The following is a 14,380-nucleotide window of genomic DNA, read 5'->3' as shown; positions in this document are numbered from 1 at the left end:
GGCGCGAAGCGCGGCATGGGGCGTCACGGCCCCGTGTGACGGATTTCGCGGAAGCCGTATTGCAACGAAGGTGAGCGCTCCATGCGAAGTTTCTTTGTCCGGTTCATTGCAATCGGCGTGTTGTTCCATCTGTACGTCGGGATGCGGATCATTCCCGACGCATTCGCGTCGCCGGCGGCGCGCACGATCGCGGCGCTCGTGCTGGCGAGCTTCGTCGTGCTGATTCCGGTCGGCATGTTCTCGCGCCGCTTCGACGAAGGCTGGGCCGCGACGCTGGTCGGCTGGGCCGGCTCGCTCGTGATGGGCTTCTTTTCGTCGCTGCTCGTACTGACGTTCCTGCGCGAATTCGTGCTGCTCGGCGTGTTCGCGTGGCGGCATCTCGGGCACGACGGCGCGTGGAGCGGCGCTGCAGCCGACACGGCGCTCGGCGTCCTGGCGGCTGCGGTGCTCGTCACCGCGATCGGGTTCGTCGGCGCGCGCCGCACGGCGGCGGTCAAGCGCGTGTCGATTCCGGTCGACGGGCTGCCGGCCGCGCTCGACGGGCTGACGATCGTGCAACTGTCCGACATCCACGTCGGGCCGACGATCAAGCGGCCCTATATCGAACGGATCGTGCGCGCGGTCAATGCGCTCGAGGCCGACCTCGTCGTCGTGACGGGCGACGTGGTCGACGGCTCGGTCAAGCGCCTGCGCGAGCATACGGCGCCGCTCGGCCGCATGCGGTCGCGGCACGGCAGCTTTCTCGTGACGGGCAACCACGAGTATTACGCCGGTGCGCACGAGTGGATCGACGAATTCCGGCGCATCGGGCTGACGGTGCTGCTGAACGAGCACGTGCTGATCGAGCACGACGGCGCGCGCGCGGTGATCGCGGGCGTGACCGACTTCACCGCCGGCGGGTTCGATCCCGCGCATCGCAGCGACCCCGAGCAGGCGCTGGCGGGCGCGCCGTGCGACGTCGGCACGAAGATCCTGCTCGCGCACCAGCCGCGCAGCGCGGAAGCGGCGAGCCGCGCGGGTTTTACCGTGCAGTTGTCGGGGCATACGCACGGCGGCCAGTTCCTGCCGTGGCCGCCGTTCGTACGGATGCAGCAGCCGGTGATCGGCGGGCTGAGCCGCTTCGGCGATCTGTGGCTCTATACGAGCCGCGGCACCGGATACTGGGGGCCGCCGAACCGCTTCGGCGTGCCGTCCGAGATCGCGCTGATCCGGCTGACGCGCGGCGGTTAGCGACGCGTCACTCGATGCGCGCGATATCGTCGAAGTCGAAGCGCGGGCTGCGCGGGAACAGGCCGGCCGGGTCGCCGTAGCCGAGATTCACGAGGAAATTGCTCTTGATCGCGGTGCCCGCGAAGAATTCGGCATCGACCTTCGCGCCGTCGAAGCCCGACATCGGGCCGGCATCGAGGCCGAGCGCGCGCGCGGCGAGGATCAGGTACGCGCCTTGCAGCGACGCGTTGCGGAATGCGGTGGCCTCGATCAGCGCAGCGTTGCCGGCGAACCAGCTCCGTGCGTCGGCGTGCGGAAACAGGCGCGGCAAGTGATCGTAGAACGCGAAGTCCATGCCGACGATCACGGTGACGGGCGCGGCCATCGTCTTCGCGAGATTGCCTTCGGACAACGCGGGCTTCAGGCGCGCCTTCGCCTCGGGCGACTTGACGAACACGAAGCGCGCCGGGCTCGAGTTCGCCGACGTCGGGCCGAATTTCGTCAGGTCGATCAGCCGGTGCAGCAGCGCGTCGTCGACGGGTTTGTCCTGCCACGCGTTGTGCGTGCGCGCGATGCGGAACAGTTGATCGAGGGCGGCATCGGAGAGCGTCGTCATGATGGGATCCGGAAAGAAAGCGGCCGGGTCGCGCCGGCCGGCATGGCGGAAGAAAGCGGCGCCCTGGATAAGGGCGCGCTGCGACACGGCGCGATGATAGCGTGGCGCGCGAAAACGCACCGGCGTCGCAATCGGCGATTCGAGCGCTCGGGCGTGTGACGCGCCGGAATGACAGCGCATGGCGGCGCGCGTCGCCGTTGGCTACCATGCAGACATGGTTCGCCCGCATCGTTCACCCCTGCCTGATTCCGACATGTCGACGCCCGATCTTTTCGCCGATACGCCCGCGCCCGACGTGGACTGGTACCCGGACTGGCTCGCGCCGGCCGAGGCCGATCGCGTGCTGGCCGCGCTGATCGACGAGGTCGCGTGGCGGCAGGACACGATCCGCACGCCACGCGGACGCATTCCGCTGCCGCGGCTCACCGCGTGGCAGGGCGAGCCCGACGCCGTCTACGTGTATTCGGGAATCCGCAACGTGTCCGCGCCGTGGACGCCGGCCGTCCTCGACCTGAAGCACGCGGTCGAGGCGACCTGCGGCGCGCGCTTCAACAGCGTGCTGCTCAATCGTTATCGCAACGGGCACGACAGTCTCGGCTGGCACGCGGACAACGAGCCGGAGCTCGGCGACGCGCCGGTGATCGCGTCGGTGAGCCTCGGCGCGATGCGCGTGTTCGACCTGCGTCATCGTGTGACCGGCGTCGTGCATGCGTACCGGCTGACGCACGGCAGCCTGCTGGTGATGCGCGGCCGCACGCAGGTCGAATGGCAGCACCGAGTGCCGAAGGCGCCGGCCGTGCAGGGCGAGCGCGTCAACCTGACGTTCCGGCGGGTGGTGACGGCCGAGGCGGGCCCGTAGCCGCGCCGATCGGATGGTTCGCCACCCGGGGTCGCGACCCGTTTTCAACCGATCCAGTCCATCGGTCGTCCATGCGGCACGTTGCCGCACACGTTGTGTGCGTGCGGGGGGAATAGGCCCGTAAGGCCCGTGCCATAAGGATTTCAGGTGGATTTCATCGACCGCCCGGTTCTGATAGGCAGGTGTAAGCCCTGATGGTGCGTCGCAACATTCCTTGACTAGACTGTCGAATAGCTGAAACGCGCCGCGAGCCGGCGCATCTTTTCGACATGTCCGACGCGTTGCCGATGCGGCGCGCAGGGCAGGAGCACAACCCGTGACCGTACTGGACTCATCCCTCGAACCCTCGCTGCACGTCTTCGAACAAGACGGCGGATGGCAATGGGCGCTGACGGTGAAGCGGGCATCTGGCGTCGGTGTGAAAGTCGTTGCATTCAGCACGGACGGCTTCCGCGGCGAAGCCGACGCCTATGCCGCCGGTCAGCTCGCGCGCGTCGAGTACGACGCCGCCGTGACGGCCTGACGCCGTCGCGCCGATCCCGTTCGCGGATCGGCGCGGTCGTTTATTTCCATCCGCTTTTCCATCCGTTTCCTTTCGTGCATCGGTCGGGACTATGCCGCCCGATGCCGCGCACGACGCACCCGAACGCATATCGAGCATTGCCGGCAGGCCGCCGTCATACCCGGCGACGTTCCGATGGGCAGCCCTGTCTATCGCTGTTATCCTTCCGATCGCATCAGGCTATATGAAGGCCCCGCGGTCCGGTCGGGCGCATCGGGCCGCCGGCCGCATGAGCCGGATCGTGTTGATCCGGTCCGGTCGAAAATCCATAATCAAGCATTGCGGGTCTTTCTTGAACGCTTCCATTCCGTCCATGTGCAGAGGGTCAATCCAACGATGAGCGGCGCATCGAAACCGCCGGCGAAGCCGGCAAGCGCGCCGCGTGCGACTGCGGGCGAGGACGTCGACCACGACGCGCCGAAGCAGGGCGCCGGCGACGACGAATCGTCCGGCGGCGCGTCGTCGTATCTGGTGCCGGGCCTCGAACGCGGGCTGCGGATCCTCGCCGAATTCTCGGCGCGCGAACCCGTGCTCGGCGCGCCCGAGCTGTCGAAGCGCATCGGCATCCCGCGCACGACCACCTTCCGCCTGCTGCAGACGCTCGAGGCGCTCGGTTTTCTCGAGCGCGTGAACGGCGACCGCCATTTCCGGCTCGGCGTCGGCGTGCTGCGGCTCGGCTTCGAATACCTGAATTCGCTGGAACTGACCGATCTCGGCACACCCGTGCTCGAACGGCTGCGCGACGCGACGGGCCTGTCGACGCACCTGCTGATCCGCGACCAGCGCGACGTCGTGTTCGTCGCGAAGGCACAGAGCAACACGTCGATGTTCGGTTCGGTGAAGGTACACGTCGGCACGCGGCTGCCGGCGCACGCGACCGTGCACGGGCACGTGCTGATGGGCGACCTCACGCGCGACGCGTTGCGTCAGCTGTATCCGGAAAAGCGGCTCGAACAATTTACCGAACGCACGCCGGGCACCGTCGACGAACTTTACGAGCGCGTGCGTCACTACGCGCGGCTCGGCTACGCGGTCAGCGAGGCCGCGTTCGAGAGCGGCATCTCGGCCGTGACCGCACCCGTGCGCGACCATTCGGGCGCGATCGTCGCGGCGATCACCGCGACGGTGCCGCGCTCGGAGATCGGCGAGGCCGGCGAGAAGGAGCGGCTCGTCGAAGCGGTTTGCGGTGCGGCGGTCGACCTGTCGCAGCGCCTGAACTACCGGCCGCTCGAAAGCGACCCGACGTTCGCGCACGCGCGCCACCGGGTCGCGATGTTCTGATCCGTCGCACGCGCCGCGTCGTGCGGCGTTATCCATCCATCGTCAATGAAAAAGAGCAGCCCGCGGGCTGCTCTTTTCGTTTCCGGCCTCGGGCGCGTGCGCCCGTCGCCGCTCAGAACGAATGGTGGATGCCGGTCAGCACGATCACCTGGTTCGCGGTGCTCGAAGCGCCGGCCGTGAAGAACGCGGCCTTCGCGCCGCCCGAGCCGTGCTCGTACAGCACGTTCGCGTACAGCTGCGTGCGCTTGGACAGCGCATAGATGTCCCCGAGCTCGACCTGCGTCCAGCGGCGGCCGGCCAGCGTCGTGGTCGCCGCGCCGCCCGCGATCGTGTTGAACGCGCTGCTGCGGTAGTTCACGCCCGCGTCGTAGCTCTGGAACGTATCCGAAAAGCCGTTCGACTGCATCTTCGTGCGCGTGTACAGGCCGTGCACGAGGAAGTCGCCGAACTGGTAGGACGCGCCCGCGCCGATGTTCTCGACCTTGCTCGCGATGTAGCCGTTCGCGGTGTTCTGCCCCTGGAACGACGTGATGCCGGTCGTGCCGATCAGGATCGAGCGGTCATGCTCGTTCGAGTACACGGCGGACGCCTTGAACGGCCCGTTCGCATAGTTCAGCGCGACGCCGACCGACTTGCCGGTCGAGAAGTTCGTCGTGTTGCCGAGCGCCATCGTCGCCGCGGCCGAGAAGCCCGCGAAGCTCGGCGAGCGGTACTTCACCGAATTGTTGTACGGCACGTTGCCGGTCGCGGCGAGCCCGTCGATGTTGCCGGGGTGGAACGCATACCAGCTCATCGCGAGGTAGGCCGTGCTGAGCGGATCGAGATAGTCGAACGTCAGCGGCGTCTGCCGGCCGAGCGTCAGCGTGCCGTAGCGTTCCGAGCTGAGGCCGACGAATGCCGCGCGGTTCCAGATCGTGTTCGCGGTCGCGAACTGGCCGTTGTTCGTATAGAAGCCGTTTTCGAGCTGGAAGATCGCCGACAGGCCGTCGCCGAGGTCTTCCTTGCCCTTCAGGCCCCACCGATCGGGCTGCGTATTGCCCTGGATCATCGCCCACTTCGCATGGCCGCCGACGTTGTTCACGTACGCGACGCCCGCATCCATGCTGCCGTACAGCACCACGCTGCTCTGCGCCCACGCGCCCGACGCGGCGCCCAATCCGATCACTGCTGCTGCTACCGCATGCTTGACCATTTGATCTCCTGAATCTCCAACCTGATGAAAACGTGCCGTGGCGGCACGCGCGGGAACGGCCGGCCGTCGCGTGTTTTCGCCATCGAGTGGGCATTCTTGTGTTCCATATAAGGAACAATGTGCCTCTGATGGAATGGAGTATAGAGGCGTCCAGCACCGGATCAAAAATAATTTTTTCGGGACGGATGGGTTTCGGACCGATGCCCGGTGTCGGTGCGCGAAGCCCGCGTAAACCCGGTAAATCCCCGCCATATAACAAAAAAATTCGTTTGGCGAGGTCGGCGCGCGAGAGCGCCGACCCAACGGTCAGTGTTTTCCCTAGGACGTGCAGCTTTTTGTTTTACTCGCGGAAAGTCACTTCTATAATCACCATCCATAAACTGCTGTTCCGGATATGGAACAAATCCGGAGCGAACCGAGAGTCGATCAGAAGGAAAGGTGTGAGATGTCTGAACAATGGGTTTGTGCCGGGCACGCCGGCGCGCTGTCGGAAGACACGCCGATCGAGTTCAAGCGGACCGACGGCGTCGAAATCGGGATCTACCGCGTCGGCGACGAGGTGTATGCGCTCGAGAACGTGTGCCCGCATGCATACGCGCTACTGACGCAGGGGTTCGTCGACGAAGGCACTGTCGAATGCCCGCTGCACGAGGCCGTGTTCGACATCAAGACGGGCGAATGCCTGAAGGGTCCGGGCGGACGCGCACTGAAGCAGTACGCGGTGCGGCTGGCCGGCGAGGAAATCCAGATCAAGGTGGAATGACATGAAAGAAGCGACCGTCAACTTCAATCCCTTCCTGAAGCCGTGGGTGGCGCCGCAGCCGAACAACGTCGCCGGCAAGGGGCAGATCGAGATCCCGGGCCAGGTCGAGAACCAGGTCTGGCAGAACCGCAAGGCCGAGCCCACCCAATATGAAAACGACCTCGGCGACGCGCTCGAACGCGTGTTCGAGAGCGGGGCGACCGAGCTGGACGATGTCGTCGCGGGCCTGAACCGCATCGGCTTTCGCGCGCCGGACGGCACGGCGTGGACGCCTGAGCGCTTTCGCGCCGAAATGGCCTCGCTGGCGGAATGAGCGCGCGCACCGCGTGACCGCCGACCCGACGACAACCGCATCCGGAGCACACTGATGACGTCCCCCGCACAACACGAAACACAACACGACCCGGTCCGCGCGTATCTCGACCGCGGCATCAAGAACTACTGGTATCCCGTCGCCCCGAGCTGGCAGGTGTCGAACGCGCCTGTCGGCCTTACGCGCCTGTCCGAGCAGATCGTGCTGTGGCGCGATCACGAAGGCAAGGTTCACGCGCTGGAAGATCGCTGCCCGCACCGCGGCGCGCGCCTGTCGCTCGGCTGGAACCTCGGCGGCAACATCGCCTGCTGGTATCACGGCATCGAAGTCGACGGCGGCGGTACCGTCAATCGCGTGCCGGCGGTTGCGAACTGTCCGCTCGAAGGCATGAAGTGCGTGAAGTCCTATCCGGTCGAAGAGAAGGCCGGCGCGATCTTCCTGTGGTTCGGCGACGAAGCGCACGGCGAGCCGGCGCCGCTGAACCTGCCCGAGGAACTGGTCGACGACGCATACGGCCACTTCCTGTGCGTGTCGAACTGGAAGTGCAATTACCAGTACGCGATCGACAACGTGATGGACCCGATGCACGGCGCGTACCTGCATGCCACCTCGCACTCGATGGCCGAAGGCGACAAGCAGGCCGACATGCGCGTGCGCAAGACGGAAACGGGCCTGATGTTCGAGAAGATCGGCCAACGCGACGTGAACTTCGACTGGGTCGAGCTCGGCGAAACGGGCTGCCTGTGGATGCGCCTCGCGATTCCGTACAAGCAGAAGTTCGGCCCGGGCGGCAACTTCGGGATCATTGGCTTCGCGACGCCGGTCGACGGCGACAACTGCCAGGTCTATTTCTGGCGCACCCGCAAGGTCAGCGGCTGGCAGCGCGACGTATGGCGCTTCATGTACCGCAACCGCCTCGAGGGCCTGCACTGGGACGTGCTCGAGCAGGACCGCTACGTCCTCGAAAGCCTCGCGCCGAATGCGCGCGATCACGAATACCTGTACCAGCACGACGTCGGCATGACGCGCGTGCGCCGGATGCTGCGCACGCGTGCGCAGGAGCATCTTTCCGCACTCGACGCGCATCGCGCGGCGCAGGCGCAGGCCGCATCGGAGCCGGCAAATGGCTGAGCGCGCTCCGGTCGTGTCGCTCGCGGGTCGCCGCGTGCTCGTCACGGGCGGCGCGCGCGGGCTCGGCGCGGCGTTCGTGACGGCGCTCGTCGACGCGGGCGCGCAGGTCGCGTTCGGCGACGTGCTGGTCGACGAAGGCCGTGCGCTTGCCGCGCAACTCGGCGAAGCGGGCCACGTCGCGCATTTCTTCGCACTCGATCTGGCCGATCCGGCGAGCGTCACCGCGTTCGTCGCGCAGGGTGCGGCGGCGCTCGGCGGCATCGATGCGCTGATCAACAACGCGGCGATCACGAACTCGGGCGGCAAGCTGTCGACGGAACTCGACGTGTCGACGTGGGACGCCGTGATGAACGTGAACGTGCGCGGCGTGTGGCTCGTCAGCAACGCGGCGCTGCCGTACCTCGCACAGTCGGGCCGTGGCGCGATCGTGAACCTCGCATCGGATACCGCGCTGTGGGGCGCGCCGAAGCTGCTCGCGTACGTCGCGAGCAAGGGCGCCGTGATCGCGATGACGCATGCGCAGGCGCGCGAGTTCGGCGCGCACGGCGTGACGGTCAACGCGATCGCGCCGGGGCTGACCGAAGTCGAGGCGACGGCCTACGTGCCGGCCGAGCGCCACGCGTTCTACATGCAGGGCCGCGCGCTGACGCGCGCGCAGGTGCCCGACGACGTGACGGGCCCCGTGCTGTTCCTGCTGTCGGACGGCGCGCGCTTCGTGACGGGTCAACTGCTGCCGGTCAACGGCGGCTTCGTAATGAATTGAATTGAAGTTTCACTCTGAATGAAGGAGAGGACGATGGCGGATGCAGATCTCGAACGCAAGTCGTGGGACCAGCCGGAAGGCGCAAGCTTCGGCGACTGGATGGAAGGGCGTGTCGCGCGCTACGCGACGCGGCGCTACGACTGGGATGCGCTGAAGTTCCAGGCCGACTACGACCCGAAGTATCGCCGTGCGCAGATGCGCTACGTCGGCACGGGCGGCACGGGCGTCGCGAAGGACGTCAACACGGTGCCGGCCGGCAACTTCACGTTTTCGACGATGGTCATCCCGGCCGGCAACATCGGCCCGAGCCACATCCACATCGACGTCGAGGAAATCTTCTTCGTGCTGCGCGGCAAGATGAAGGTGATCTGCGAGCGCGACGGCGAGACCTGGGAAGCGATCCTCGGCGAACGCGACCTGATCTCGGTGCCGCCGGGCGTGTATCGCACGGAAATCAACATCGGCGAGGAAGACGCGCTGATGTGCGTGATGCTCGGTTCGCCGAAGCCCATCACGCCGACGTATCCGCCGGATTCGCCGCTCGCGAAGATCAAGCGCTGAGACGGGGCGGAGCAAGCAATGAGTGTCATCGACAAACGTGAACGCGACCGCACCGCGGCGTTCGCCGCGCTGCTCGGGCAGTTTCCCGAACAGCGCTGCGCGGCCGGCGCGGCGGGCACGATCGGCTATCGCGAGGCCGGCGCGCAGCATGCGGGCCACGCGCTGCCCGTCGTGCTGCTGCACGGGATCGGCTCGGGCGCAGCATCGTGGGTGCGCCAGCTCGACACGCTCGGCGCGTCGCGACGCGTCCTGGCGTGGGATGCGCCCGGCTACGGCGTGTCGACCCCGGTGCACGGCGCGTCGCCGGCGGCCGCCGATTACGCGGCGTCGCTGAACGCGTGGCTCGAGGCACTCGGCATCGAACGCTGCGTGCTGGTCGGGCATTCGCTCGGCGCGATCGTCGCAGGCGGGTTGGCCCGTCTGATGCCCGCGCGGATCGCCGGCCTGCTGCTGATCTCGCCCGCGGGCGGTTACGGCAGCGCGCCCGCGGAAACGCGCGACACGCGCCGCGATGCACGCCTTGCCATGCTCGATGAACTCGGCCCGGCCGGACTCGCCGAGCAGCGCAGCGGCAACATGCTGTCGGGCTTCGCGAGCGAGGATGCGCGTGCGTGGGTGCGCTGGAACATGGCGCGCATCGTGCCGGCCGGCTATGCGCAGGCCACGCATCTGCTCGCGAACGCCGATCTCGCTTCCGATCTCGCCGGCTTTCGCGGTCGCACGGCGGTGGCGGTCGGTGCGAACGACGCGATCACGCCGCCTGCCGCGTGCGAGCGCATCGCCGCGGCAGCGCACGTCGGGTTGCAGGTGATTCCGCAGGCAGGTCATGCGGGTTACGTGGAAGCGCCGGGGGTTTATTCGTCGCTGATCGACGCGTTCTGCCGTCAGTGCGATCGTCAACGGGGGCTGGAATGAGCGAACCGTTGCAGCAGCCGGATGCGGACTCCGCGAAGTCCGAGGCCAACTACGTGGTGCCAGGCCTCGAACGCGGTTTGCGAATCCTCGCCGAATTCTCGCCGCGCGAGCCGGTACTGGGCGCGCCGGAGTTGTCCAAGCGGCTCGGCATTCCGCGCACGACGGTGTTCCGTCTGCTGCAGACGCTCGAATCGCTCGGCTTTCTCGAGCGCGCGGACAAGGATCGAAACTACAAGCTCGGCATCGCCGTACTGCGGCTCGGCTTCGAATACCTGAGCTCGCTCGAGTTGACCGATCTCGGCCTGCCCGTGATCGAGAGCCTGCGCGACGCGACCGGTTTCACGACGCACATCGTGATCCGCGACGGCCGCGACGTGGTGTTCGTCGCGAAAGCGCAGAGCCAGTCGCCGGTGTTCAGCTCGATTCGCGTGAACGTCGGCACCCGCTTGCCCGCGTATGCAACGACGCACGGCCACGTGCTGATGGGCGACCTGTCGCTGAATGAGCTGCGCGCGCTGTATCCGGAAGGCACGCTGAACCGGATGACGAGCGCGACGCCGGAGACGGTCGACGCGCTGTACGAAGTGATCCGCGAGGATGCGCTGCGCGGCTACGGCGTCAGCAATTCGTCGTTCGAACGCGGCATTTCGGTGGTCACGGCGCCGGTGCGCAACGACACGCAGAGGATCGTCGCGTGCATCACCGTGACGGTGCCTCGGCCGGAGATCGACGCGGCGCTGATCGCCGACGGCCTGATCGACAAGGTGCAGCGCGCGGCGGCGGAACTGTCGCGGCGGCTCAATTACCGCTCGGATGACGAGCACACGTTTATGAAGGCTTTAGGACTCCGATGATTGAGATCGATCTGACCGGGCAGGTGGCGGTGGTGACGGGCGGTTCGTCCGGCATCGGCCTCGCGACTGCCGAACGGTTCCTGCAGGCCGGCGCGTCGGTCGCGATCTGCGGCCGCGACGGCGAACGCCTCGCGCGCGCGCAAGCGCTGCTCGGCGAGAAATACCCGGACGCGCAACTGCTCGCCGTGCGCTGCAACGTGCTCGACGAAGCCGATGTGGCCGCGTTCGCGCAGGCCGTGGCCGACCGCTTCGGCCGCGCCGACATGCTGGTCAACAACGCCGGCCAGGGCCGCGTGTCGACCTTCGCGGACACGACCGACGACGCATGGCGCGAAGAGCTCGATCTGAAGTACTTCAGCATCATCCGCCCGACGCGCGCCTTCCTGCCGCTGCTGCGCGACGCGCAGGCGCCGACGATCACCTGCGTGAACTCGCTGCTCGCGCTGCAGCCGGAGCCGCACATGGTCGCGACGTCGTCGGCGCGGGCGGGTGTGCTGAGCCTCGTGAAGTCGCTCGCGACCGAACTCGCGCCGCAGCGCATCCGCGTGAACTCGATCCTGATCGGCATCGTCGAGTCGGGTCAATGGCGCCGCCGCTACGAAGCGCAGGCGCAGGCCGGCGAAAGCTGGGAGGACTGGACGGGCGCGCTCGCCCGCAAGAAGAACATCCCGCTGAACCGCTTCGGCAAGCCTGACGAGGCAGCCTGGGCACTTTTTTATCTCGCAACGCATCTGTCGTCCTACACGACGGGCAGCCATATCGACGTTTCTGGAGGCTTTGCACGCCATGTCTAAAAAAACCACGGTTGGCGAGCTGATTGCCGCCTTTCTCGAGCAGTGCGACGTCAAAACCGCATTCGGTGTCATCTCGATCCACAACATGCCGATCCTCGACGCGATCAACTCGCGCGGCAACATCCGGTATGTCGGCGCGCGCGGTGAAGCGGGCGCGGTGAACATGGCCGACGGCCTCGCCCGCGTGTCGGGCGGCCTCGGCGTCGCGTTCACGAGCACCGGCACGGCGGCGGGCAACGCCGCTGGTGCGATGGTCGAGGCGCTGACGGCCGGCACCGCGCTGCTGCACATCACGGGGCAGATCGAGACGCCGTACCTCGACCAGGATCTCGCCTACATCCACGAAGCGCCGGACCAGCTCACGATGCTCGACGCGATCTCGAAGGCCGCGTTCCGCGTGCGCACGGTCGAGACCGTGCTGCCGACGATCCGCGAAGCGGTGCGCATCGCGCAGACCGCGCCGACGGGGCCCGTGTCGGTCGAGATTCCGATCGACATCCAGGCTGCCGAAATCGAATGGCCGGAAGATCTCGCGCCGGCGCACGTCGCGGTGCGCGAGCACGACGACGCACGCGTCGCGAAGCTCGCCGATGCGCTGGCGGCCAAGCGCCGTCCGCTGTTGTGGATCGGCGGCGGTGCGCGCCACGCCCGTGCGGAAGTCGAACGCCTGGTGAAGCTCGGCTTCGGCGTCGTGACGAGCGTGCAGGGGCGCGGCGTGCTGCCGGAAGATCACCCGGCGACGCTCGGCGCGTTCAACGTGCATGCGTCCGTCGAAGCGTTCTACAAGACCTGCGACGCGCTCGTCGTGGTCGGCTCGCGCCTGCGCGGCAACGAGACGCTGAAGTACAAGCTCGCGCTGCCGCAGCCGCTGTTCCGCATCGACGCCGACGCGCTCGCCGACAACCGCGGCTATCGCAACGAGCTGTTCGTGCACGGCGATTCGAAGCGCGTGCTGGCCGAGCTGGCCGATCGCCTCGAAGGCCGCCTGTCCGTCGATCCGCAGTTCGCGGGCGATCTCGCGGCGGCGCGCGAGCAGGCCGTCGCCAGCGTGTCGGAAGGTCTCGGACCCTACAAGAAGCTGGTCGATACGCTGCAGGGCGCGGTGGGCCGCGACTACAACTGGGTGCGCGACGTGACGATTTCGAACAGCACGTGGGGCAACCGCCTGCTGAAAATCTTCGAACCGCGCGCTGGCGTGCATGCGCTCGGCGGCGGCATCGGCCAGGGCATCCAGATGGGCATCGGCGCGGCACTGGCCGGCGCGGCGGCGAAGACGGTCTGCCTGGTCGGCGACGGCGGCCTGATGGTCAACGTCGGCGAGCTCGTGACGGCCGTGCAGGAAAACGCGAACGTGATGATCGTGCTGATGAACGACCAGTGCTACGGCGTGATCCGCAACATCCAGGACGCGCACTATGGCGGCCGCCGCTGCTTCGTGCAGCTGCACCAGCCGGATTTCGCACAGTTCTGCGCGAGTTTCGGTCTCACGCACTACCGGATCTCGTCGCTCGACCAGGCCGAAGCGATCGTGCGCGAAGGGATGGCGAAGGAAGGGCCGGTGATGGTCGAGGTCGACATGCTGTCGGTCGGCTCGTTCGCATCGCAGTTCGCAGGCCCGCCGGTGAAGAAGGAAGAAACGCCGTCGGAGCGGCAGTATGCGTAACAACCACGCCCACGGGCATGCGCCCGTCGACATCGCGATGATCGGCTTCGGCGCGATCGGTGCGGCCGTGTATCACGCGGTCGAGCACGATGCATCGTTGCGCGTCGCGCACGTGATCGTGCCCGAGCACCAGCGCGACGCGGTGCAGCGTGAGCTCGGAAGCGCGGTGGAGGTCGTATCGTCGGTCGATGCACTGGCCCACCTGCCCGAGTTCGCGCTCGAATGCGCGGGCCACGGCGCGCTCGTCGATCACGTCGTGCCGCTGCTGAAGGCCGGCACCGATTGCGCGGTCGCATCGATCGGCGCGCTGTCCGACCTTGCGCTGCTCGACGTGCTGTCGCAGGCCGCCGACGAAGGCGACGCGACGCTGACGCTGCTGTCCGGCGCGATCGGCGGAATCGACGCGTTGGCGTCGGCGAAGCAGGGCGGCCTCGACGAGGTGCTGTACGTCGGCCGCAAGCCGCCGCTCGGCTGGCTCGGCACACCTGCCGAGGCGTTGTGCGACTTGCGTGCGATGACCGAAGAGAAGGTCATCTTCGAGGGCACCGCACGCGACGCCGCGCGGCTGTATCCGAAGAACGCGAACGTCGCGGCGACGGTCGCGCTCGCGGGCCTCGGCCTCGACGCGACGCGCGTGCGCCTGATCGCCGATCCGGCCGTCGCGCGTAACGTGCACCGCATTACCGCACGCGGCGCGTTCGGCGAAATGTCGCTCGAGATGAGCGGCAAGCCGTTGCCTGACAACCCGAAGACGTCCGCGTTGACTGCGTACAGCGCGATCCGCGCGCTGCGCAACCGCGCGGCCCGCTGCGTGATCTGAACGTGCGACGCAGCCATTCGGGCCATTGAACGGCCGCCGGCGCCACGGCGCGGGCGGCTGCGCAGAGACAGATTAGTGGGACTT

Annotated in this window: 16 protein-coding genes; 14 read left to right on the top strand and 2 right to left on the bottom strand. The window is 67.3% G+C overall.

Annotation, left to right across the window (positions count from 1 at the left end):
* The first annotated feature begins 81 nt into the window (after positions 1-81).
* Positions 82-1,230: a metallophosphoesterase gene (locus BTE28158_RS02740; protein ID WP_151048634.1), complete on the top strand. Its 1,149-nt coding sequence runs from the start codon at positions 82-84 to the stop codon at positions 1,228-1,230.
* A 7-nt stretch (positions 1,231-1,237) separates the two neighbouring features.
* Here the strand turns inward: BTE28158_RS02740 and BTE28158_RS02735 are convergent, their stop codons facing one another.
* Entirely contained in the window at positions 1,238-1,825 is a 588-nt protein-coding gene (locus BTE28158_RS02735; protein WP_151048633.1) for a malonic semialdehyde reductase, read from the bottom strand.
* Positions 1,826-2,078: 253 nt separating this feature from the next.
* On the opposite strand from BTE28158_RS02735, the gene BTE28158_RS02730 reads away from it, so the two are divergent.
* From BTE28158_RS02730 to BTE28158_RS02720, 3 genes are all read left to right on the top strand, one after another.
* Positions 2,079-2,684, top strand: a complete 606-nt coding sequence (locus BTE28158_RS02730; RefSeq protein ID WP_174919656.1) for an alpha-ketoglutarate-dependent dioxygenase AlkB family protein — start codon at positions 2,079-2,081, stop codon at positions 2,682-2,684.
* A 316-nt stretch (positions 2,685-3,000) separates the two neighbouring features.
* Positions 3,001-3,207: a hypothetical protein gene (locus tag BTE28158_RS02725; RefSeq protein ID WP_059608475.1), complete on the top strand. Its 207-nt coding sequence runs from the start codon at positions 3,001-3,003 to the stop codon at positions 3,205-3,207.
* A 375-nt stretch (positions 3,208-3,582) separates the two neighbouring features.
* On the top strand, positions 3,583-4,527 hold the full coding sequence (locus BTE28158_RS02720) for an IclR family transcriptional regulator (protein WP_151048632.1): 945 nt from the start codon (positions 3,583-3,585) through the stop codon (positions 4,525-4,527).
* 112 nt (positions 4,528-4,639) lie between these two features.
* Here BTE28158_RS02720 and BTE28158_RS02715 read toward each other — a convergent pair whose 3' ends face one another.
* Positions 4,640-5,719, bottom strand: a complete 1,080-nt coding sequence (locus tag BTE28158_RS02715; protein WP_151048631.1) for a porin — start codon at positions 5,717-5,719, stop codon at positions 4,640-4,642.
* 445 nt (positions 5,720-6,164) lie between these two features.
* Here BTE28158_RS02715 and BTE28158_RS02710 point away from each other — a divergent pair, with 445 nt between their 5' ends.
* The 10 genes from BTE28158_RS02710 to BTE28158_RS02665 are packed head-to-tail and all read left to right on the top strand — an operon-like array spanning position 6,165 to position 14,296.
* A complete protein-coding gene (locus BTE28158_RS02710) occupies positions 6,165-6,482 on the top strand; it encodes a non-heme iron oxygenase ferredoxin subunit (protein ID WP_006758060.1) in 318 nt (105 codons plus the stop codon).
* Between the two features lies 1 nt (position 6,483).
* Positions 6,484-6,795 (top strand): recombinase-like helix-turn-helix domain-containing protein, encoded by a 312-nt coding sequence (locus BTE28158_RS02705; protein ID WP_059608472.1) that lies wholly within the window; start codon positions 6,484-6,486, stop codon positions 6,793-6,795.
* A 54-nt stretch (positions 6,796-6,849) separates the two neighbouring features.
* Positions 6,850-7,926, top strand: a complete 1,077-nt coding sequence (locus BTE28158_RS02700) for an aromatic ring-hydroxylating dioxygenase subunit alpha (protein WP_059608471.1) — start codon at positions 6,850-6,852, stop codon at positions 7,924-7,926.
* Positions 7,919-8,689, top strand: a complete 771-nt coding sequence (locus tag BTE28158_RS02695) for an SDR family oxidoreductase (protein WP_151048630.1) — start codon at positions 7,919-7,921, stop codon at positions 8,687-8,689. Before BTE28158_RS02700 ends, BTE28158_RS02695 begins: the two co-directional genes overlap by 8 nt.
* A gap of 33 nt (positions 8,690-8,722) precedes the next feature.
* Positions 8,723-9,250, top strand: coding sequence for a cupin domain-containing protein (locus BTE28158_RS02690; protein WP_009692519.1), 528 nt, complete (start codon positions 8,723-8,725; stop codon positions 9,248-9,250).
* An 18-nt stretch (positions 9,251-9,268) separates the two neighbouring features.
* On the top strand, positions 9,269-10,165 hold the full coding sequence (locus BTE28158_RS02685; protein WP_124904917.1) for an alpha/beta fold hydrolase: 897 nt from the start codon (positions 9,269-9,271) through the stop codon (positions 10,163-10,165).
* A complete protein-coding gene (locus BTE28158_RS02680; RefSeq protein ID WP_124904915.1) occupies positions 10,162-11,019 on the top strand; it encodes an IclR family transcriptional regulator in 858 nt (285 codons plus the stop codon). The genes BTE28158_RS02685 and BTE28158_RS02680 overlap by 4 nt, the downstream gene beginning before the upstream one ends.
* A complete protein-coding gene (locus tag BTE28158_RS02675; protein ID WP_151048629.1) occupies positions 11,016-11,813 on the top strand; it encodes an SDR family oxidoreductase in 798 nt (265 codons plus the stop codon). The genes BTE28158_RS02680 and BTE28158_RS02675 overlap by 4 nt, the downstream gene beginning before the upstream one ends.
* Positions 11,806-13,476 (top strand): thiamine pyrophosphate-binding protein, encoded by a 1,671-nt coding sequence (locus BTE28158_RS02670; RefSeq protein ID WP_151048628.1) that lies wholly within the window; start codon positions 11,806-11,808, stop codon positions 13,474-13,476. The genes BTE28158_RS02675 and BTE28158_RS02670 overlap by 8 nt, the downstream gene beginning before the upstream one ends.
* Positions 13,469-14,296 (top strand): aspartate dehydrogenase, encoded by an 828-nt coding sequence (locus BTE28158_RS02665; protein WP_059608465.1) that lies wholly within the window; start codon positions 13,469-13,471, stop codon positions 14,294-14,296. Before BTE28158_RS02670 ends, BTE28158_RS02665 begins: the two co-directional genes overlap by 8 nt.
* Positions 14,297-14,380: the final 84 nt, after the last annotated feature.

Source organism: Burkholderia diffusa, assembly GCF_902499115.1.
GTDB lineage: Bacteria > Pseudomonadota > Gammaproteobacteria > Burkholderiales > Burkholderiaceae > Burkholderia > Burkholderia diffusa.
The sequence above is the reverse complement of the archived record's forward strand: the minus strand, read 5'-3'. Positions and strand labels throughout refer to the sequence as shown.